The sequence below is a fragment of the Rhizobium sp. H4 genome (genome assembly GCF_003013335.1).
Classification (GTDB): domain Bacteria; phylum Pseudomonadota; class Alphaproteobacteria; order Rhizobiales; family Rhizobiaceae; genus Rhizobium; species Rhizobium sophoriradicis.
Window position 1 is genome coordinate 37234 of sequence record NZ_PSOW01000028.1, and the last position, 19093, is coordinate 56326.

Here is a 19093-nt window from a genome sequence, read left to right on the forward strand (position 1 = left end):
ACAGTCTTGAAAATCGGAGTCGATCTCGGAGTCACACGTGAGTTAAAGTGAGCGGACGACAGGGTTTCTCATGTTTGCAGGGATGCTTCCGGCATGGAAATGGATGAAGAAAAGATCGACGATGCCGTTCTCGCTTTGCTCTGGCTGACGCTGCATGACGGCGATCGGGCCTGGAAAGGCTTCGACTGGGACGTGATGGATCGTTTGTACAAGAAGGGCCTGATTGCCAATCCCGCGGGCAAGGCCAAGTCGGTCGTTCTCAGCGACGAAGGGTTACAGCGGTCGGAGGAATTGTTCCGCGCTCTGTTTACGCGATCGACGTAAAAGAAGCCCTCGCCCCTTAACCATCGGCGGAATCAAAACGCGAGCGGGCGGCGCGCACCGCATCATGGTTCGCTTCCGCCCAGTTCAACAGCTGCGACAGCGGCTGGTAGAGCGAACGTCCGAGATCGGTCATCGAATATTCGACGCTCGGCGGCTTGGTCGGGAAGACCTCGCGGGCGATATAACCGTCCCTCTGCAGATCGCGCAACGTCTGCGTCAGCATGCGCTGCGAAATGTCGGGAAGCATCCGCCTGAGTTCGCCGAAGCGGCGCGGCTCGGCCGCCAGAACTTCGAGCAGCAGCGTCGACCATTTGCCGCCGATCTGCTGCATCATGTCCCTGACCGGGCAGTTGGAAAAATCGAGGCCGGCGAGATCGATCTCGCGTCGCGCCCCAGGCATCCTGTTCTTCAGACTGAGGACTGCGCCGCTCATCTGCTGGTTCCTTTTTGGTAACTTACAGCCGAAAAGCTGCCTCCTTTACACAGTGAAGTCAATTCCTATTCTAGAGTTAGTCTCTTTTTGAGACCAACACACAACGCAGAAGGAAACGACTTCATGAGCGAAACCATCCTGGTCACCGGTGCTGCCGGACAGCTCGGCCAGCGCGTCATCCACCATCTCCTCGAGACCTATAAGGTCGCCCCCGGCGCGGTCGTCGCTGCCACCCGCAACCCGGAAAAGCTCGCCGAACTCGCCAACAAGGGCGTTCTCAGCCGCAAGGCCGATTTCGATGACGCGGCCGGCCTGGAACAGGCCTTCGCCGGCATCGACCGGCTGCTGATCATCAGCACCGATGCGCTCGACACCCCCGGCAAGCGCCTCGCCCAGCACAAGGCCGCCGTTGCCGCCGCCGTCAAGGCGGGCGTCAAGCACATAGCCTATACCTCGATGCCGGCGCCTGACAATTCGCTCGTCACCTTCGCGCCCGACCATCTCGGCACCGAAAACGCCATCAAGGCAAGCGGCATCGCCTACACGATCTTCCGCAACGCCTGGTATCACGACAATTACATGCACAGCATGCCGCACAACCTGCAGGGCGGCAAATGGTACAGCGCCACGGGGGACGGCAAGGTCTCGAACATCTCGCGCGACGATTGCGCGCTGGCGATCGCCGCAGCCCTTTCCTCCGCCACCTCGGAAAGCGCCGCCTACACGCTGACCGGCGCGGTGTCGCTCGCCAACCGGCAGATCGCCGCCATTGTCTCCGAAGCCGCCGGCAAACCGCTCGACGTGGTCGACGTCAATGACGAACAGCTCGGCCAGGGCATGCGCGGCGCCGGCCTCCCCGGCTTCATCGCCGACATGCTGGTCTCCGCCGACGCCAACATCCGCGCCGGCAATTTCGACATCGTCACCGGCGATTTCACCAAGCTGACCGGCAGACAGCCGCAATCGCTGAAGGATTTCTTCGTGGCGCACAAGGCCACGCTGACGGCGGCTGGCAGCGCCGAAGGCCATTGAGCTTTCCGCTCATCCATGCGCTCGCCGCAGGGATGAGCGGACACCGATTCTGAATCGTGACCCCCCTGATCACACCAAGATGTGTCACTCCCGGCGCCGACGCGCCGGAGGGGCGCCCTTCAGAATTGCGAAACGAAGCCAGGCGGCTTGTCTCTCATGTCAAGGCCGTATTCAAGCTCCGCCCGCATCCAGAGCACACCGCTTTCATAGGGATCGTCGGACATTGTCTCAGTTCGCGCGTCGGCGGTAGTGCTGTCAGTCCAGTTCTTGACGCACGCGACGCTCTCGCGTTTCCGCTCATTCCGATCGATTGCACACCATTCTCGTCGTCCGTCGAACGGAACCCATGCGAGACCATCCCGGAAACAGGTGATGGCCCGATATTTCGGCTCTACGACGATGTTCCCCGCAACATCTTCAATGCCCCAAAGCAAGGTTCCGTTCGAATTCCTCGCGACGAGCTGTCCGCCGTCAGGTCCGCAGCGCAACTTTGATCGCCGATCCTCCAGGCGGCGCGGCTCAGAGACTTCGCGTCCAGATGCATCGACCCAAAACGTCCGCCCATCCTTCGATACCGCATAGGCGTCGGAATCGGGCCGCATCTCATCGAACTGCGGAGCGAGGGCCATCACACCATTGCTATTCAGTATTCCCCATTTACCCTCAACCTTGACGACGGCATAGCCACCGCTGAAACGAAATTGACCCTGAAATGAAGGCGGATCGACAAGCAGTTTGCCGTCCTGCTTCAGAAACCCCCATTTTCCATTGTACCGAACCGATACAGGGAAATCGCAAGTCATGTACGTGTTGTCAAAAAGGTACGAAACCGTCGGCTTTCCGTCCGCTCCGACGACCTGAATACGATCGCCGCGGTGGATGAATTTGATACCCGAAGGACATGCCGCCCACGCCTTCCCGTCCTCCGGGTCGGGCACCAGATCGCCGGCCCGGTTGAGCCCGAACCACTGGCCGTCGACCAATATCCTGGCCGCCTCGCCGGAATAATCCGGCAAGCTTGCATCGTCAAACAGACGCCCACCAAGCAACCGTCCCGCATCGTCAAGGATGCCCACTTTCTGGTCTTTAGTCCCACGGTAAAAACCGTTTCGATAATCCTGGATCCAAAATGGCTGTGGGGCGAAAATAAATTGGGCGTCCGGGCCGATCACGCCGCATTGGGTGGCGTCGGTCCGGTCACGTTGGTTGGACTGGCCTTTATGTCCAGCCGACCCGCCATAACAGGCAATTGCTCTTCCTCCACTAAATCTACCGGCTATTTCGAAGCGAGGTTCGATCTTCCAGCTTCCGTCGGGAGCAAGTAATCCATATCGTTTATCGCCCGGTTGAGCGGCCCAAGCAAAAGTGCCGAATTCGAATTCTTTGATGGTCAGCTCGTCCTTCAGGATCTTTCCTGAAGGCAGATCGATGAGCAGATAGGGGTGATTGATCCTCTCAAAAAACAGTTCGTCGAACATGAATCGCGGGAAACCAACAGAATCCGGCGCGACCGCTTTGCCGGGACGAACGAGCGCTGCCCCGGCTCCGAATGGAATGGCGCGCGCATAGTTCGGCGACAGCAGAAACTTTCCCGTTCTATCGATAATTCCTGCCTTGCCACCGACCACCACTTCGGCATGGCCCTGGCGAAATTTGCGGGCAAGGTGGAATGCAGGCGCGATCACCATCTCGCCACTCGAATTGATATAGCCGAATTTCCCCTCGGAACGCACGGCAGCCAGCCCCTGCGAGAAAGGCAGCGCAACTTCGAACTTGCGATCGATCCGCGGTTCTAACGTCGCTCCGTCGATATAGCCGCAAAGAGCGTAGACGCCGCCGCACCTTTCCACCCATCTTTCCGGCCGGGGATCCGCGACGCCGGTTCCAACGGAGTAGAGAAAATACGCCCACGCCGCCGCGACAAACATATATCTACGTGTAACAACTCGCACCCCATCCCCTCCGGTTGAAAGAACTAGGAGATGCGCATGTGTTGGAAATATGGCCGCTCCACAGGCCCGATTTCGAGCACAGGAACCCTGCGCCCTCACTCGTTGGGCCCGAGAAGCACTTGAAGGGCACCAAGCCAATACGCAAGAAGGAAACGACTTTTCTCAAACCGCCTGTCCGCAAGCCCGGCAAAACCGCCGCACCGTCTCGGCCATGCCATACTCCAGCGCATCGGCAGTCAGCCCGTGGCCGATCGAAACTTCGGCAAGATCGGGAATCCGCTTAACCAATGCCGGCAGGTTCGCGACCGTCAGATCGTGCCCGGCATTGACCGCGAGCCCGATCGCGAGCGCCGCATCCGCTGTTTTCCCGAGCGCTTCGAGAATCGGCGCTGCCCGCTCCGGCGCGTCGTAGCAGCCGCCATAGGGGCCTGTGTAAAGTTCGATCCGGTCGGCGCCGACTGCCTTGGCGATCTCGACCGCCTGCGCATCACCATCGCCGTCGGCAAACAGCGACACGCGGCTTCCCATCTTCTTCAGCCGCGCGACGACATCGGTGAGGAACACCTGGTGCTTGCGAAAATCCCAGCCGTGGTCGGAGGTTGCCTGTGCGGGATCATCTGGCACCAGCGTCACCTGCTCGGGCGCGGCGCCGGCGCAGAGTTCGAGGAATTCCTCCGTCGGATAACCCTCGATGTTGAACTCGGCCCCGGGAAATTCGTCGTCGATCAGGTTGCGGATGACCGGCAGATCGGAAAAGCGGATGTGGCGCTGGTCGGGACGCGGATGCACGGTCAGGCCGCTGGCGCCTGCGGCAAGGGCGATTCGGCCGAGCGCTTCGACGCTCGGCCACGGCAGGTCGCGCCGGTTGCGCAGCATGGCGACGGCATTGAGGTTCACGGAGAGCTTGGCGGGCATGGCTGGCATCCATCGGTCACGGAAACGAGAGGCCCTGCTTTTAAGCCAACTGCCCGGCGATGGCCAACGAGATTCGCAGATGGATGCGATGCCGATCGCTGATGAAACCCCTGCATTTCCAACGAGCATCGGCCAGGTGCGTACCACAAACAGTATTTAGCGTCGCCTTTCAAGGTGACTGGCTGATGCGGCGGCGCAACACATGGTTTGCGGCAGCACACACGAAATCACGCCGTCACGTTGCTATCCCATTTAAAAGAGATTATTTTTAGCACTTACAAAAACAATCATTCACGCATAACGTGGACATTGTATCGCGTAAACGTACGCCGCGTACCGCTTCTTCCCCACGAATAAGACCGCCTAGAGGAAACCCCACTCGCCGCGCCCGGGAAGCAACTGGCAAATCCGCATGAGGTGCAACAAGATGCCCTAGGAGGGTTCATGCCAGACGGTTCCAAACGCCTGTTTGCTGCCGCCGGTTTCGCTTCGGAGGCCCGGTCGAAATACCGGTTCCTGCCTTCGGCCGCGCTGCCGCCGGATCTACCGGAAGGTCCGGTGCCCATTGCCGATATGGCCAACGCATTCGGCGTTACGCACAGGACTCTGCATTTCTACGAAGAGAAGGGATTGATTTCGGCCAATCGCATCGGCCTGATGCGGGTCTACGGCCAGGACGACGTCATGCGCATGGCTGTCATCACCGTCTGCCGCGAGACGGGGATGCCGATTGCCGTGATCCAGGAATTGATGGACGAGCTTCGCAAAGCCGATTCGCAGGAAAGGGCCGAGGCAATGTTCCGCGAGGCCTTGCAGGTGCGCCGGCGCGAACTGACGGCGGAGATGTCGACGCTGCACCGCCAGCTCCAGCAGGTCGGCGACCTCCTCGATTACGACGGCAGCATCGAGACGCAGCCGCTCAACGACAATCAGGATAACTCCAGCCTGACTCCGCAGGAAAAGCGCTGCCTGGAACTGATGGCGGAAGGCTACTCCACCCAGCGCATCGCCCGGGCGCTCGACCTGAAGCATGACGAAACCAGGAATCTCGAAGCCGGAATCATCTTGAAATTCCGCGCCAACAACCGCTTCCAGGCCATTGCCAAGGCCGTCCTGCTCGGGATCGTGCAGGCCTGACTCCTGCCAGGCGCCCCGACCGCCGCCACCGTCGCCTTACCGGCTGAAACCGGGTTTCAGCGCACGATTGTCAGCGTCTCCGCCGCGCGCGTGATCGCGGTATAGAGCCAACGTTCGCGCGTGTCGCGAAAGGCCCAGCTCTCGTCGAACAGCACGACGTCGTTCCATTGCGAGCCCTGCGCCTTGTGAACGGTCAGCGCATAGCCGTAGTCGAACTCGTCGTAGCGCTTGCGGGTGTTCCAGGGAATCTCGCCTTCGACATCCTCGAAGGCCTGTTTCAGAAGCTTGATCTTGGCCGCCCCCCGATCCATGTCGTCGTCCTCGGGGCGGACGAGCAGATTGATGCCGGGTTTCGTCGTTTCCTTCGACGAGGTCATGACCTGCCACAGCGAGCCGTTGAGCAGACCCTTGGCCGGGTCGTTCCTCAGGCAGACGAGCTTGTCGCCGGTCTGCGGATAATCGGCGTTAAAACCCTTCAACTCCCGCAGGCGCTGGTTATAGCGCCGCCGCGTCCTGTTGGTGCCGACGAGCACCTGGTCGGCATCGAGCACCAGCTGCTGTGTCACCTCGCTCTTCGAAATAACCTTCGCCGTTCCGTAATCGCCATACATCACCTCGTTGCCCTCGCGCACCTGCATGGCGAGCTTGATGATCGGATTGTCACGCGCCTGGCGGTGGATGTCGGTGAGGAGGTAATCCGGTTCCTGATTAGTGAAATAACCGCCGCCCGACACCGGCGGCAGCTGGCCGGGATCGCCGAGCACCAGGATCGGCGTGCCGAAGCTCATCAGATCCTTGCCGAGCGCCTCGTCCACCATCGAGCATTCGTCGACGATGATCAGCGCCGCTTTCGCGACCGGGCTCTGCCGGTTGATCGAAAACATCGGCGCGATCGAGGTCTTGCCGGTCTCCTCGTCCTCCACCGCTTCTTCGCCGCGCGGCCGGTAGATCAGCGAATGGATGGTCTTGGCGTTGGAAGCGCCGCGCGAGCGCAGCACCTGCGCCGCCTTACCAGTGAAGGCGGCAAACAGCACATCGCCGTCGACATTCTCGGCGAAATGCCGGGCAAGCGTCGTCTTGCCGGTTCCGGCATAGCCGAACAGGCGAAAGAGCGGCGAGCGCCCCTCGTTCAGCCATTTCGAAACTGCCTTCAGGGCTTCATCTTGTTGCGGCGCAAATTGCATGATCGCAGGACTTGGCAGGATTCGCCTGATTTAGGCAAGGCGGAAAACGCCGACAGATCATCCATCCCACGGCCGGTCCGCGCCGCTCGCGCACATGGAGGGGTCCTGCGCCATGGCGCCGATGAGAAAATCCAGAACCGTTTTGACGCGCAGCGGCATGTTGCGCCGCGAGGGATAGACGACGGTGACTGGGAGCCGGCTCGGCTGGTAGTTCTCCATCACGGGGATCAGCCGCCCAGCGGCGATATCGGGCTTCGCGATGATGTGCGAAAGCACTGCAAGACCCGCCCCGGTAAGGGCCGCCCGGTGAATGGCCACCGCATTGCAAGCGGTCAGCCGCGGCGAAATCCGGACCGATATGTCTTCCGAGCCATTCGAGAAGGACCAGCTATTGGCCTCGCCTGCCCTGTTGTAACACAGGCATTCATGGTCCTTGATATCCCGGGGTGCGCGCGGGGCGGCCTTGCGCGCGAGATAGGCGGGAGATGCGACGAGGAAGGCGGTCGTCCAGCCGATCCGCCGGCAGACGAGGCTGCTGTCGGCGACCGGGCCGAGGCGCACTTCGAGATCCAATCGTTCCTCGATCATATCCGAGCCCTCCTCTCTGAAGAGTAGTTCGACCGAGAGTTTCGGATGGGCGGCGAGAAGATCGCCGAGCCGTTCGCTGAGATAGAGGCCGAGCGGCGCCGGAACGCTGAGCCTGACCTTGCCGGAAGCCATGGCGCCGTCGGAGCCGGCCGCATCGCCGAGCTCCTCCACAGCTTCGAGAATCCGGAGCGCCATCGGCAGCATCCGCTCTCCCTCCGCCGTCAGCGACAGGCCGCTCGTCGTGCGATGCAGCAGTCGGGTGTTGAAGTGACCTTCGAGGGCTGCGACCTGGCGCGAAACCGCCGGCTGCGTCACGTCGAGATCGTGCGCCGCCGCCGAGAAGGATCCCGTCTCCACGACGCGCTGGAAGGTCCGCAATGCCGAAACGATATCCACCCCTGCCCCCTCATACTTTTGCGCATAGGCTTTATGCGGGCAGACTAAGCGAGAATGGCTTTACAGTCCAGCAATTACGGATATCTTTTATCCATAAGGATACCTAATATCCTTAATTGAAGGAGAAAGACATGACTCAGCGATTGAACTACGCCCAGCAGTCCCCCGAGCTTTTCAAGAAATTCATGGATTTCAGCATGGCGCTGAGAAGCAGCGTCATCGATGAGAAGCTTCAGGCCCTTATCGAGATCCGCGCCTCGCAGCTCAACGGATGCGGCTTCTGCCTCGACATGCATGTGAAGCAGGCAAAGATCCACGGCGAGACGGAGCTGCGGCTTCACCACGTCGCCATCTGGCGCGAGTCGAACCTGTTCGTTCCCCGCGAGCGCGCGGCCCTTGCCTGGACCGAGGCGCTGACGAAGCTTCCCGAAAGCGGCGTATCTGATGAAATCTACGAACGGGTGCGCGGCCAGCTTTCGGAGAAGGAAATCTCCGACCTGACTTTCGTCGTCATGGCCATCAATGCCTGGAACCGCGTCAATGTCGGCTTCAAGACCGTGCCCGGCACGGCCGACAAGGCCTACGGCCTCGATAAAGCTGGCCTGAACTAAACCCCGAAATGCATTGAAAAGATTCAACTTTGACGCCGTCGGCATCCCGGCGACGAAAGGAGATCCGTATGAAAATCGTTGTCATCGGCGGAACCGGCCTCATCGGTTCGAAGACTGTCGAACGCCTGCGCAAGCGCGGGCATGAGGTGATCGCCGCCTCACCGAACTCCGGCGTCAATACGATCACCGGAGAAGGACTGGCCGAAGCGCTCGCCGGTGCCGAAGTCGTGCTCGACCTCGCCAACTCACCCTCCTTCGAAGACAAGGCCGTGCTCGAATTCTTCGAGACCTCGGGGCGCAATCTTCTCGCCGCCGAAAAGGCTGCCGGCGTGAAGCACCATATCGCGCTTTCCGTCGTCGGCACCGAACGGCTGCAGGAAAGCGGCTATTTCCGCGGCAAGCTAGCCCAGGAACAGCTGATCAGGGCGTCGGGCATTTCCTATACGATCGTGCATTCGACGCAGTTTATGGAATTCCTGAGCGGCATCGCCCAGTCCGGCACGGTCGGCCAGACGGTTCGCCTGTCGCCCGCCTATGTGCAACCGATCGCTTCCGACGAAGTCGCCGACGCCATGGCCGACGTCGCGCTCTCCGCCCCGGCCAACAAGACGATCGAAATATCCGGCCCGGAACGCGTCCGTCTCAGCGAGCTCGTCGCCCGCTATCTCAAGGCGATGAAGGATCCGAGGACCGTCGAGGCCGACGCCGAGGCGAAATATTTCGGCGCCAGGCTGAACGATCAGTCCCTCGTTTCCGACGACGACCCGCGCCTCGGCTCGATCACCTTCGAGCAGTGGTTCGCCACATCCGCCCGGCCGAAGTGATCGGCCTCCTCCCCCTGCCAACAAGGAGATTCCCATGATCAAGTCCTCATTCCTCGCCGCCGCCCTCGCCTTTCTGGCAGCCACCGGCGCTTCCGCCCACGACAGCAGCAAGTCCGCCAAGGTGACGCTCGTTTATGAGCACGAACTGCCGAACGTGCCGGGCAAGAGCATCAAGGGCGTGCTGGTCGAATACGGGCCCGGCGGCTTCTCCGAAGGCCACACCCATCCGGACTCGGCTTTCATCTACGCCACCGTGCTGGAAGGATCAATCCGCAGCCAGGTCAATGACGGTCCGGTCAAGACCTATCAGGCCGGCGAGAGCTTCTCGGAAATGCCGGGCGACCGCCATGGCGTCAGCGCCAATGGCAGCGAAACGCAGCCCGCCCGCCTGCTCGCCGTCTTCGTCGTCGACACCGACCAGAAAGAACTGACGTTCCCGCTGCAGAACTGACGATCCGCTAAAGGCCATCCGCGCAAGGCCCCATGCTTGCGCGGCTGGCCGACATGCTCAATCATGTGCCGCCCGCCCCTCCCGGAGAAAGAGTGAGATGATCTACGACGCGCTCTTCGGCAAGCCTCTGATATCGCTCATAACGGTCGGCTTCGCCGGCATCGTCGTCTGGTACTTCCTCTCCAGCCAGCGGCCGACGACGCGGCTGGTGGTGCAGATCCTCTTCTTTGCCGTCATGACGCTGATCCTTGTCGGCAGTGGCATCGAACCCCACCGCTTCCAGGGATATGAGACGCAGGACCCGCAAGCCCTACTCGTCATTCTCGCCAAATCGCTCTGGTGGCTTCACCTGGCATGGGCCGTCATCGGTTTCATCAGGCTCTATCTAGTGCTCGAGGGCAGCCCGCGCGAGGCCCGTCTGCTCCAGGATCTCGTCATCGGCATCGTCTATATCGGCATGGTGCTATCGATCCTCGCCTTCGTCTTCGGCGTGCCGATCGGAACCCTCGTCGCCACATCGGGCGTCGTCGCCATCATCCTTGGTCTCGCGCTGCAGAACACGCTCGCCGATGTCTTCTCAGGCATCGCGCTGACCCTCGGCCGGCCCTATGTCATCGGCGACTGGATTCTTCTGAGCGACGGCACGGAGGGGCGCGTCGTCGAGAGCAACTGGCGCGCGACGCATATCCTGACGCCCGGCAACAATATCGTCGTGCTGCCGAACAGCTTTCTCGCCAAGCTCGGCCTGACCAATGTCAGCCGGCCAGACGAGGCCCATCTCCTGATCCTTACCATCCGCATCGCCCTGACGCGCATGCCGGCATCGATCCGCCAGGTGATGCTGACGGCGCTGACGAGCTGCAATTCCATCGTGCGCGATCCCCCGCCGGTCGTGGCGTTGAAGGGGCTCGATGCTACGTCGCTCAAAGTCGAGCTGCAGTTTCGCGTGACGAGCCCCAGCCAGCGCGTGCCGGCGCGAAACGAGGTGCTCGATCTCGTCTATCGCCACTGCAAATCCGCCGGCCTGCTGCTCGCCGTCCCGCCCACGGCCAGGATCCTTGCCGCCGATCTGCCGACCGAGGAAAACGCCAAGCCGCCGAGCGTGACGCCGCTTGCGCTGATCGAAGCCATTCCGGTCTTTGCGACGCTGACATCAGAGGAAAAGGCAAAGCTCGCCGAAACCACGACTGTCCGGCAGTTCCGCAAGGGCGACGTGATCGTGCGGGAGGGCGAAATGCTGCCCTCGTTGGTGATGGTGCGCGCCGGCATCATCGCCGCCCGGCATGCGGACGAGGAGCGCGGACGGCTGGCGCCCGGCGATTTCTTCGGCGAGACCGGCCTGCTCGCCGGCATGCAGGAAGTCTGCACCTTGGAGGCGCTGACGCCGGTGACGGCCTATGAAATCGATCAGGAGGCCTTCGCGCCGCTGCTCGCCGAACGCCCGGCCCTGGCCGAAGAAATCGCCGAACAGCTTGCGGGCCGCGCCGAGCGCTTCCGCGACGGCGCCGCCCTGCCGGCGGAACAGGTGCGCAGCGCCCATGCCATCCTGAAGACCATCAGGACCATTTTCAGGGCCTAGAGCATGTCGCGCAAAAGTGTGCAGCGGTTTTGCGGCAACGACATGCGTAAAAGCAAAGAGCTAAAGCGTAAGGAGCGAATCTGAAAGATCGCGACGCGCTTTAGGGTTTCGCACGACCCTCAGCCGGCGCGCTTCAGCACCCACTCGAACGTATCCCGCCAGATATCCGGCGGAACCTCCTCGGATAAGGTGCCGACGAGATCGGAGAGGCGCACACGTCGCAGCGTGTCGCGCCAGGCTTCGTCCGCTTCCCACATGACGCGGGCGACCGCGCAAGGCTTGCTGTCGCAATAGCCGGCCGGCCGGCAGGGATTGTTCTCGCGGATATTGGTGCAGGTGAAGCTGCGCGCCTTGCCCTCGACCGCCTCGACGATGTCGAGGAAATTGATCTCCGACGAGGGTCTGGCAAGCCTGTAGCCGCCGCTCGGGCCGAGCGTGGTATCGACGAGGGAAGCCTGCGAAAGGCTCTGCAGCGCCTTGGAGAGATATTCCTTCGGCAGGCCATGAAGCTCGGCGAGCGCCTTGGTGGAGAGGTACCGGCCCTCGGGCAGGCCCGCGAGAATGGCACAGCAGTGCAGCGCCCACTCGACCTGGCTTTTCAGGATCATTCAACTACTCATCATGCTGGCTCTGCGAGCGGAATTAAGGATATATGCTATCCGCAAATATCCATGATGTAAATGACCTGTAAAAGCAGGCGTTGTGTGCGAGTGACCCTCCGCCTGCCATATAACTTCTCCACATGGGAATAAAACCGCCTCGCCTCGTGTCTCATCTCAGGCAGCGCAAAATTGCGTGCCCAACCCGAGGAGAAACACCATGAAGTCCGTGAAATTCCTGTCCGTCGCAGCGGCAGCCGCCTTTGCCGCGACCGCTGCTTTCGCCGCCGCGCCCGTCAAGGAAATCGAGACTGCCAAGGGCAAGGTTCTTGCCGGCGAAAACGGCATGACCCTCTATACTTTCAAGAAGGATGCCAAGGGCGTTTCCAACTGCTACGACGATTGCGCCAAGAACTGGCCGCCGCTGATGGCCGCTTCCGATGCCAAGGCCGATGGTGCATATTCGATCATCGAACGCAAGGATGGCACGAAGCAATGGGCCAAGGACGGCATGCCGCTCTATTACTGGGTCAAGGACACGAAGGCCGGCGACATCACCGGCGACGGCGTCGGCGGCAACTGGGACCTTGCCAAACCCTGATGTGACCGCAAGAGAGCTGGCGTGAAGACACCCGCACCCGAAAGTTTCGAGGGCCAGATCCTGGCCCTCCTTCCCTCGCTCAGGCGCTATTCGCGCAGCCTGACGCGCTCGGATGCCGATGGCGAGGATCTGCTTCAGGACTGTGTCGAGAAGATATTGAAGCGCCGCAGCCAATGGCGCGGTCTCAACCTGCGCGGCTGGGTCCTGACGATCATGACCAATCTCTACCGCAACGGCCGGCGCGGCAAGCCGCGCGGCGATCTGGTCGAGCTCGATGCCGCAGAGGATATGGCCGCCCCCGAACCGGCCGCCGATCCGCTGGAGCGCGCGCGGCTCAACGATGCGCTGAACAGCCTTTCGGAGGAACACCGCGCCGTGCTGATGCTCGTAGTCATCGAAGGATATAGCTACAGCGAGGTCGCCGCCGCGCTCGATATCCCGATCGGCACGGTCATGTCCCGCCTGTCGCGCGCCCGCCAACGCGTCGCCGAACATCTGAAGGCCGACAACATCATTACGCTTCGGAGACCGAAATGAACGAGACCAACCCGATCGTCACCGAAGCCGATCTCCACGCCTATGCCGACGGCGAGTTGCCCGAAACCTCACGGGCCCGTATCGAGGCCTACCTTGCCGACAATCCCGAGGAGGCGGCGATGGTCGCAGAATGGCAGGCGCAGAATACGGGCATCCGCACTCTGTTTGCAGGTTACGACAAGGCAAAGGACACCGATGTCCTGCTCGTCGCCCCCCCGCACGCCATCCCGTCGGCGCCGAACCGCTGGGCAGCCGCCGCCGCAGCGCTCGTCGTCTTCGCGCTCGGTGCCGTCAGCGGCCATTATGGCCCGGCCCTTCTGGCAAAGCCGGACCTGCAGCTAGCCGGTTCCGAAACCCTCCCGAAACAGGCCGAGACCGCCTTCACCGTCTATGCCGCCGAAGTCCGTCATCCCGTCGAAGTCTTCGCCGACGAGGAGGCCCATCTCGCCACCTGGCTCGGCAAGCGCCTGGCGATCGAAAACCTCAAGATCCCCAACCTGCAGCCGCTCGGCTTCAAGCTGGTCGGCGGCCGCCTGCTGCCGGTCGACGGCAGGCCCGGCGCCATGTTCATGTATGAGAACCAGGCCGGCGAGCGCCTGACCGTCATGGTCGGCCGCAACAAGGAAAACCGCACGACGAGCTTCCGCTTCGCCTCATCGGGCAATCTCGAAACCTTCTACTGGATCGACGGCGAACTCGGCTACGCCGTCACCGGCGAAATCTCGCGTGAGACGCTGCGCGCGGTGGCCGAGGAATGCTACAGGCAGTTTCCGTCGTAAGGATCAGCGCAGCGGATCGTTGGCGAGCTCGATCGGCTGCCCGTGGGGCGTTGCCTCCGCGGCGCGCTGCCAGCTCTGCTGCAGGTCGAGGATCTCGTCCACGTCGACGATGCCGTGGTCGACGATGATGTTGGAGAGGGCTGCTACCCAGCAGTCGAAATAGTCGCTGCCGTCTTCGGCCCGACCGCGCCTGTTCAACTGCATCGAAAGCGCATGGGTCCATTCGTCCCAGTCGAAGATGCCTTTTTCGTATAGCCCCACCACCATGGCGAAGGCATCGGCCATCCATGGATCGGCAAAAACCGGCTCGCCCTCCGGCGACTTTGGCAGGCCCGGTGATTGCGTCAGCGGCGGTGTTTCATGCTCGTTCAAGATAATTCTCCCACGCATCGATCGAGACCGTCAGCGACGGGTCCGCACCCTCGCCCCAGATCTCGCCGCCGTCGAAAACGACGGTATAGAGCCATTGCGGGTTCTCGCCCTTTCCATGGGCATTATCGTCAGGAAAAACGAAGGAGCCCTGCACTGCTTCGATAACACCGGCCTTGGCCCGGGCATAGCGCGGCAATCGCGTATGGGTCGCCGGATTGAAATTTCCTCGTCCTCACCCGCTCGCCGACCGCAAAGCGTGGCTCGCCATCCACCGGCCGGTCGCAAGGACCGCCCTCGGCAAGCACGGCGGGCACCATCTCCGCCTTCAGCACCCGTTTCGGCGCCGTGCCATCCTGCAGCTTGTGGCCGGACAAGAGCTCCTCGCGCGTCGCAAAGCCGTGTCGCGTGAGCAGCGTCTCGACGCCGCGGATCCAGATCTCGTAATAGCTCGCCGAGAGGTAATCGGCCGGCGGGATATTCTCACGCGCATGCCGGCTTTCATCGATCGTCCAGGCGCCGAAGGCCCCGCAGGAGAGCGTGATGCCGAGCGCGCGCTTTTCCCATTCGGCATGGAAACAGGGCTCGTTCTTTTCGGGTGCGACAGGCCCGAAGCCCATCTGCCCGCCGAGATCGTGCGGTCCGTTCATGACAGTGCCTCCGGGCTGCCGGCGACCGCCGTGCCGATCATCGCGTCGCGGCTGACGAGACCGGCAAGTGCTGTCTCATCCATGCACTCCGTGCCCTTCGGCCGCTCCGGGATCACGAGATAACGCAGCTCCGCCGTCGAATCCCAGACGCGGATCTTCTTGTCCGCCGGCAGGGTAAGCCCGAATTCGGCAAGCACGCCGCGCGGATCGATCACCGCCCGCGAACGATAGGCCGGCGCCTTGTACCAGACCGGCGGCAGGCCAAGCACCGACCAGGGATAACAGGAGCAGAGCGTGCAGACGACGAGGTTATGGGTGTCAACAGTGTTGAAGACGGCGCGCATATGCTCGCCCTGCCGGCCGGTATAACCGAGGCTTGATATCGCCGCCGTCGCATCGCGCCTCAGCCAGTCGGCGAAATCAGGATCGCTCCAGGCCTTGGCGACGACATGCGCGCCATTCCTCGGCCCGACCTTGGTTTCGTAAGTCTCGACGATCGCATCGATGGCATCGGGATCGATCAGCCCCTTCTCCGTCAGCAGCGTTTCCAGCGCCTTCACGCGGGCCTGCATGTCGGAATAGTGGTTGTCGTGATCGTGGTTATGGTCGTGGTCGTCACTGTGGTCGTCGTGCAACGCAATATCCTCCCGGAAACGGCGATCGGCGCCCTGTTTCCTCAACGCGCACGGCACGCTCCTCCTCTTCTCCCCAGCGGGGGTCCGAAGGACGGGTTGAGACCCGTGGCGCAACCCCGGGCGGTGGCCCGAAGGGTCGGATGAGGGGGCCACACGGCACACCCGTCATCGTTGCCCTTCGCTTACGCTCCGTGAATTAGCGGCCTGCGCCGCTCACCCCCTCATCTGCCTGCCGGCATCTTCTCCCCGCTGGGGAGAAGGGGAATAAGCAACGTTCTGCCCTCAAAGCATCCACCTTCCTTCTACCATACACCACAACCCCGCCAAGCCCTCCTATCCCACGCAAACTTTTCCGCTAATCTCCCGCCATGAACATCCTGATTCTCGGCGCAACAGGCTTCATAGGCTCGGTCGTCGCGGCCCGACTCGCTGCGGACGGCCATGCCGTGACCGGGCTCGGCCGCAATCCCGCGCGAGCCCGCCTGAAGCAGCCGGCAATCGACTGGCGGCGCGCCGATCTCTCGCGCATGACAAAGCCCGAGGACTGGGAGAACCTCCTCAAAGACCGGCACGCCGTCGTCAATTGCGCCGGCGCCCTGCAGGACGGACTCTCGGACGATCTCGCGGCGACCCAGGCGGATGCGATGCTGGCGCTCTATGCCGCGGCGAAACGCTCCCGTCCTTTGATCGTGCAGATATCGGCAAGGACCGCTGGCGCGGCAGGCGCGTTGCCCTTCCTGACCACCAAACGGCGGGCCGATGAGGCGCTGGCGGCAAGCGGCCTGCCTCATCTCATCCTGCGCCCTGCCCTTGTTCTCGGCCGCAATGCCCATGGCGGCTCGTCATTGCTGCGAGCGCTCGCAGCCTTTCCGCTGGCGCTGCCGCTCGTCCATGCGGAAAGCCCGGTCGAAACGCTTTCGGTGGATGATGTGGCGGAAGCGGTGTCGCGGGCGGTCGCAGGCGACCTTCGCGGCGATATCGATCTCGCCGCCGGCGAGGTGCTGACGCTCGCCGAACTCGTCGGCCTTCACCGGCAATGGTTGGGCCTGCCGCCCGCCCGCGTCTTTTCGCTTGCTCCCTGGCTTACGCGACCAGTGACCTGGCTTGCCGATATGGCGGGCCTTCTCGGCTGGCGTTCGCCGCTGCGCTCGACGGCGATGACAGTCATGTCCGAGGGCATACGGAGCGCAAAGAGGGAGAGCGGCCTTGGCGCGACATCGGCGGCGGCCACGCTCGCCGCCAATCCCTCCGGCGTGCAGGATCTCTGGTTTGCCTGGCTCTATCTCCTGAAGCCGCTCATCATATCGGGCCTGTCGGCCTTCTGGCTGCTCTCTGGCCTGATCCCGCTGCTTTCGATGGAAGGGGCCTCGACGCACTTCCTGCTCTTCATGCCGGAAGCGGCGGCAACGGCGCTGACGCTTGAGACCTGCCTTATCGACGTAGCACTCGGCGCCGCCGTGCTTGTTCGCCCGCTCGCCAGACGCGCCCTTCTCGGCATGCTCGCCGTCTCATTGGCCTATCTCGCCGGTGGCAGCCTGCTCGAACCCGCGCTCTGGCTCGATCCGCTCGGTCCACTCGTCAAGGTGCTGCCGTCGGTCCTGCTGACGCTGACGGCGCTTGCCACCCTGGATGAACGCTGATGCTTGAGGAATGGCTGCTGCTCACGAAACCGTCGATTGCTCTATTTTAGCATCGGCCAGAGGCTCGCCACGAGAAGCACGGCCATGGTGATGTTGAACCACTTCAGCCGCATGGGATCGGAAAGCCAATCACTGAGCGCCGAGCCGAAGCCCGCCCAGGTCGAGACGCTCGGCACGTTGACCACTGCGAAAGCCAGGCCGACGATCAGCACGCTGGCAAGGTAGAGTTCTGGATTGGTGTAGGTCGCCATCGCCGTGACCGCCATCCCCCAGGCTTTCGGGTTGACCCACTGGAAGGCCGCCGCCGAAAAAAGGACATTGGCGCAGCACTGTCCCTGCCTTCGCTCAGCGAACGCGAGGAGGCGATCTTCCAGGCGATCCAGACAAGATAGGCGCCGCCGGCGAACTTCAGCACCGTATAGACCAGGGGCATCGTGTGCAGCAGCGCCCCGAGCCCTAGGCCGACGCCGATCAGCAGCGAGAAGAAACCCGTGCCGATGCCGAACATATGCGGGATCGTCCTGCGGAAGCCGAAATTCACGCCCGAGGCAAAGAGCATCATATTGTTCGGCCCCGGCGTGATCGACGTCGTGAAGGCGAAGAGAACGAGGGCGAGAAACGTATCCAGCGGCATGCGAGCTCCCAAAGCCGGCTCTTTTCCGCGGTCTGATTATTTAGGTCAGCCTAACTGCCCTAAACTCTTGACGCCATACATCATTGTCATGGTGACAGGATTAGTTGAAAGATAAGAACGCTGCGCAATCTCCTAAAAATGGAAAAAATCATGCAGGACGACCCCATCCCCTCCGTCAAATTCCCGAACGGCACGGAAGTGCCGGCGCTCGGCCAGGGAACCTGGGCCATGGGCGAGGATGCCGGCGATGCCAGGATGGAGATTGAAAGCCTCAAGGCGGGCATCGATCTCGGCATGACGCTGATCGACACTGCCGAAATGTATGGCGACGGCGGCGCCGAGGAGATCGTCGGCCAGGCGATCAGAGGACGGCGCGACGAGGTCTTCATCGTCAGCAAGGTCTATCCCTGGAACGCCAGCCTGAGAGACACGATCGAAGCCTGCGAGCACAGCCTGGAACGGCTCGGCACCGACCGGATCGATCTTTATCTCCTGCACTGGCGCGGCAACTATCCGCTGGCCGAGACCGTCGCAGCCTTCGAAATGCTGAAATCGTCAGGCAAGATCGGCGCCTGGGGCGTCTCCAACTTCGACACCGACGACATGGAGGAACTGCTCTCCGTGCCCGACGGCGCCAATGTCGCCGCCAACCAGGTGCTCTACAATCTCTCCCGCCGCGGCATCGAATACGATCTCCTGCCCTGGTGCCAGAGCCGCGGCATTCCCATCATGGCCTATTCGCCGATCGAGCAGGGACACATCATTCACCATCCCGAACTGATCCGCATCGCTAAGGCCTATCAGGCGACGCCCGCTCAGCTGGCGCTCGCCTTCCTGCTCGAACGCGACGGCGTCATTGTCATCCCGAAGACCTCGAATGCCGAACGCGTGGCTGAGAACCGCGACTGCGTCTCGCTCGACATCACCGACGACGACTGGCAGGCGCTCGACGCCGCCTTCCCGCCGCCGGCAAAGAAAAAGCCGCTGGAGATGCTTTGATCTCCAGTGGCCCCGAACTGCTCCACGCCTATCCGTTTTATACGCCCCTACCTTCGCAATTCCCCCTTCTCCCCGCGGGGAGAAGGTGCCCGAAGGGCGGATGAGAATCTGTGTTGGTTGTCAAGGTGGATTTGGGGTCCAGAGTCGATCCTGAGAGAGAAGACAGTTTGCCAGCACGAGCAGTTTGCGCATGATGGCGACAAGGACGACCTTGGCTGGTTTTC

20 protein-coding genes and 3 pseudogenes are annotated in these 19093 nt (G+C 62.1%); 12 read left to right on the forward strand and 11 right to left on the reverse strand.

The genetic code is table 11. The annotated features are described in order from the left end of the window. Window positions 1-93 precede the first annotated feature (93 nt). Window positions 94-324, forward strand: coding sequence for a DUF6429 family protein (locus C4N04_RS29870; protein ID WP_009994991.1), 231 nt, complete (start codon window positions 94-96; stop codon window positions 322-324). 16 nt (window positions 325-340) lie between these two features. Here C4N04_RS29870 and C4N04_RS29875 read toward each other — a convergent pair whose 3' ends face one another. Further along, window positions 341-757, reverse strand: coding sequence for a helix-turn-helix domain-containing protein (locus C4N04_RS29875; protein WP_038689919.1), 417 nt, complete (start codon window positions 755-757; stop codon window positions 341-343). A gap of 123 nt (window positions 758-880) precedes the next feature. On the opposite strand from C4N04_RS29875, the gene C4N04_RS29880 reads away from it, so the two are divergent. Next, the gene (locus C4N04_RS29880) at window positions 881-1789 is read left to right on the forward strand and encodes an SDR family oxidoreductase (RefSeq protein ID WP_106797704.1); all 909 of its coding nucleotides are present in this window, start codon (window positions 881-883) and stop codon (window positions 1787-1789) included. Between the two features lie 119 nt (window positions 1790-1908). On the opposite strand, the gene C4N04_RS29885 is transcribed toward C4N04_RS29880, so the two are convergent. Beyond that, complete coding sequence (locus tag C4N04_RS29885; RefSeq protein WP_245425677.1) at window positions 1909-3717, reverse strand: WG repeat-containing protein; 1809 nt, start codon at window positions 3715-3717, stop codon at window positions 1909-1911. 186 nt (window positions 3718-3903) lie between these two features. Further along, a complete protein-coding gene (locus tag C4N04_RS29890; protein ID WP_106797705.1) occupies window positions 3904-4656 on the reverse strand; it encodes a pyridoxine 5'-phosphate synthase in 753 nt (250 codons plus the stop codon). A gap of 444 nt (window positions 4657-5100) precedes the next feature. Between C4N04_RS29890 and C4N04_RS29895 the strand changes: the two genes are divergently transcribed. Next, window positions 5101-5793, forward strand: coding sequence for a MerR family transcriptional regulator (locus C4N04_RS29895; protein ID WP_106797706.1), 693 nt, complete (start codon window positions 5101-5103; stop codon window positions 5791-5793). Window positions 5794-5849: 56 nt separating this feature from the next. Here the strand turns inward: C4N04_RS29895 and C4N04_RS29900 are convergent, their stop codons facing one another. Together C4N04_RS29900 and C4N04_RS29905 are read right to left on the reverse strand one after the other, a co-directional pair. Continuing rightward, entirely contained in the window at window positions 5850-6977 is a 1128-nt protein-coding gene (locus C4N04_RS29900) for an ATP-dependent RecD-like DNA helicase (protein ID WP_038689925.1), read from the reverse strand. Between the two features lie 57 nt (window positions 6978-7034). After that, the gene (locus tag C4N04_RS29905) at window positions 7035-7961 is read right to left on the reverse strand and encodes a LysR family transcriptional regulator (RefSeq protein WP_106797707.1); all 927 of its coding nucleotides are present in this window, start codon (window positions 7959-7961) and stop codon (window positions 7035-7037) included. A gap of 131 nt (window positions 7962-8092) precedes the next feature. On the opposite strand from C4N04_RS29905, the gene C4N04_RS29910 reads away from it, so the two are divergent. The 4 genes from C4N04_RS29910 to C4N04_RS29925 all read left to right on the forward strand — a co-directional run bounded on the left by C4N04_RS29910 (window position 8093) and on the right by C4N04_RS29925 (window position 11426). Then, window positions 8093-8572 (forward strand): carboxymuconolactone decarboxylase family protein, encoded by a 480-nt coding sequence (locus C4N04_RS29910; protein WP_106797708.1) that lies wholly within the window; start codon window positions 8093-8095, stop codon window positions 8570-8572. Window positions 8573-8640: 68 nt separating this feature from the next. Then, window positions 8641-9396 carry an SDR family oxidoreductase gene (locus C4N04_RS29915; protein ID WP_106797709.1) on the forward strand — a complete coding sequence of 252 codons (756 nt, stop codon included), beginning with the start codon at window positions 8641-8643 and terminating at the stop codon, window positions 9394-9396. Between the two features lie 34 nt (window positions 9397-9430). Next, window positions 9431-9847 (forward strand): cupin domain-containing protein, encoded by a 417-nt coding sequence (locus C4N04_RS29920; RefSeq protein ID WP_096764770.1) that lies wholly within the window; start codon window positions 9431-9433, stop codon window positions 9845-9847. A 97-nt stretch (window positions 9848-9944) separates the two neighbouring features. Beyond that, the gene (locus C4N04_RS29925; protein ID WP_106797710.1) at window positions 9945-11426 is read left to right on the forward strand and encodes a mechanosensitive ion channel family protein; all 1482 of its coding nucleotides are present in this window, start codon (window positions 9945-9947) and stop codon (window positions 11424-11426) included. 119 nt (window positions 11427-11545) lie between these two features. Here C4N04_RS29925 and C4N04_RS29930 read toward each other — a convergent pair whose 3' ends face one another. Further along, complete coding sequence (locus tag C4N04_RS29930; RefSeq protein WP_038689936.1) at window positions 11546-12034, reverse strand: Rrf2 family transcriptional regulator; 489 nt, start codon at window positions 12032-12034, stop codon at window positions 11546-11548. A 211-nt stretch (window positions 12035-12245) separates the two neighbouring features. On the opposite strand from C4N04_RS29930, the gene C4N04_RS29935 reads away from it, so the two are divergent. From C4N04_RS29935 to C4N04_RS29945, 3 genes are read left to right on the forward strand one after another with little or no spacing between them, the layout of a single operon-like run. Then, on the forward strand, window positions 12246-12626 hold the full coding sequence (locus C4N04_RS29935; RefSeq protein WP_096764768.1) for a hypothetical protein: 381 nt from the start codon (window positions 12246-12248) through the stop codon (window positions 12624-12626). Between the two features lie 21 nt (window positions 12627-12647). Then, complete coding sequence (locus C4N04_RS29940) at window positions 12648-13163, forward strand: RNA polymerase sigma factor (protein WP_096764767.1); 516 nt, start codon at window positions 12648-12650, stop codon at window positions 13161-13163. Continuing rightward, window positions 13160-13942, forward strand: a complete 783-nt coding sequence (locus tag C4N04_RS29945) for an anti-sigma factor (protein WP_096764766.1) — start codon at window positions 13160-13162, stop codon at window positions 13940-13942. Before C4N04_RS29940 ends, C4N04_RS29945 begins: the two co-directional genes overlap by 4 nt. 3 nt (window positions 13943-13945) lie before the next feature. On the opposite strand, the gene C4N04_RS29950 is transcribed toward C4N04_RS29945, so the two are convergent. The 3 genes and pseudogenes from C4N04_RS29950 to nthA all read right to left on the reverse strand — a co-directional run bounded on the left by C4N04_RS29950 (window position 13946) and on the right by nthA (window position 15596). Next, the gene (locus C4N04_RS29950) at window positions 13946-14314 is read right to left on the reverse strand and encodes a nitrile hydratase accessory protein (RefSeq protein WP_009996853.1); all 369 of its coding nucleotides are present in this window, start codon (window positions 14312-14314) and stop codon (window positions 13946-13948) included. Further along, window positions 14301-14961: pseudogene (gene nthB, locus C4N04_RS29955) on the reverse strand (nitrile hydratase subunit beta). Before nthB ends, C4N04_RS29950 begins: the two are co-directional and overlap by 14 nt. Further along, window positions 14958-15596, reverse strand: a complete 639-nt coding sequence (gene nthA / locus C4N04_RS29960; RefSeq protein WP_096764792.1) for a nitrile hydratase subunit alpha — start codon at window positions 15594-15596, stop codon at window positions 14958-14960. Before nthA ends, nthB begins: the two are co-directional and overlap by 4 nt. A gap of 368 nt (window positions 15597-15964) precedes the next feature. Here nthA and C4N04_RS29965 point away from each other — a divergent pair, with 368 nt between their 5' ends. Beyond that, a complete protein-coding gene (locus C4N04_RS29965) occupies window positions 15965-17236 on the forward strand; it encodes an SDR family oxidoreductase (RefSeq protein WP_106797711.1) in 1272 nt (423 codons plus the stop codon). 41 nt (window positions 17237-17277) lie between these two features. Here the strand turns inward: C4N04_RS29965 and C4N04_RS29970 are convergent. Next, window positions 17278-17870: pseudogene (locus C4N04_RS29970) on the reverse strand (LysE family translocator). A gap of 150 nt (window positions 17871-18020) precedes the next feature. On the opposite strand from C4N04_RS29970, the gene C4N04_RS29975 reads away from it, so the two are divergent. Then, complete coding sequence (locus tag C4N04_RS29975) at window positions 18021-18869, forward strand: aldo/keto reductase (RefSeq protein ID WP_096765149.1); 849 nt, start codon at window positions 18021-18023, stop codon at window positions 18867-18869. A gap of 120 nt (window positions 18870-18989) precedes the next feature. Here C4N04_RS29975 and C4N04_RS32625 read toward each other — a convergent pair. Then, window positions 18990-19093: pseudogene (locus tag C4N04_RS32625) on the reverse strand (IS110 family transposase); the annotation flags it as partial.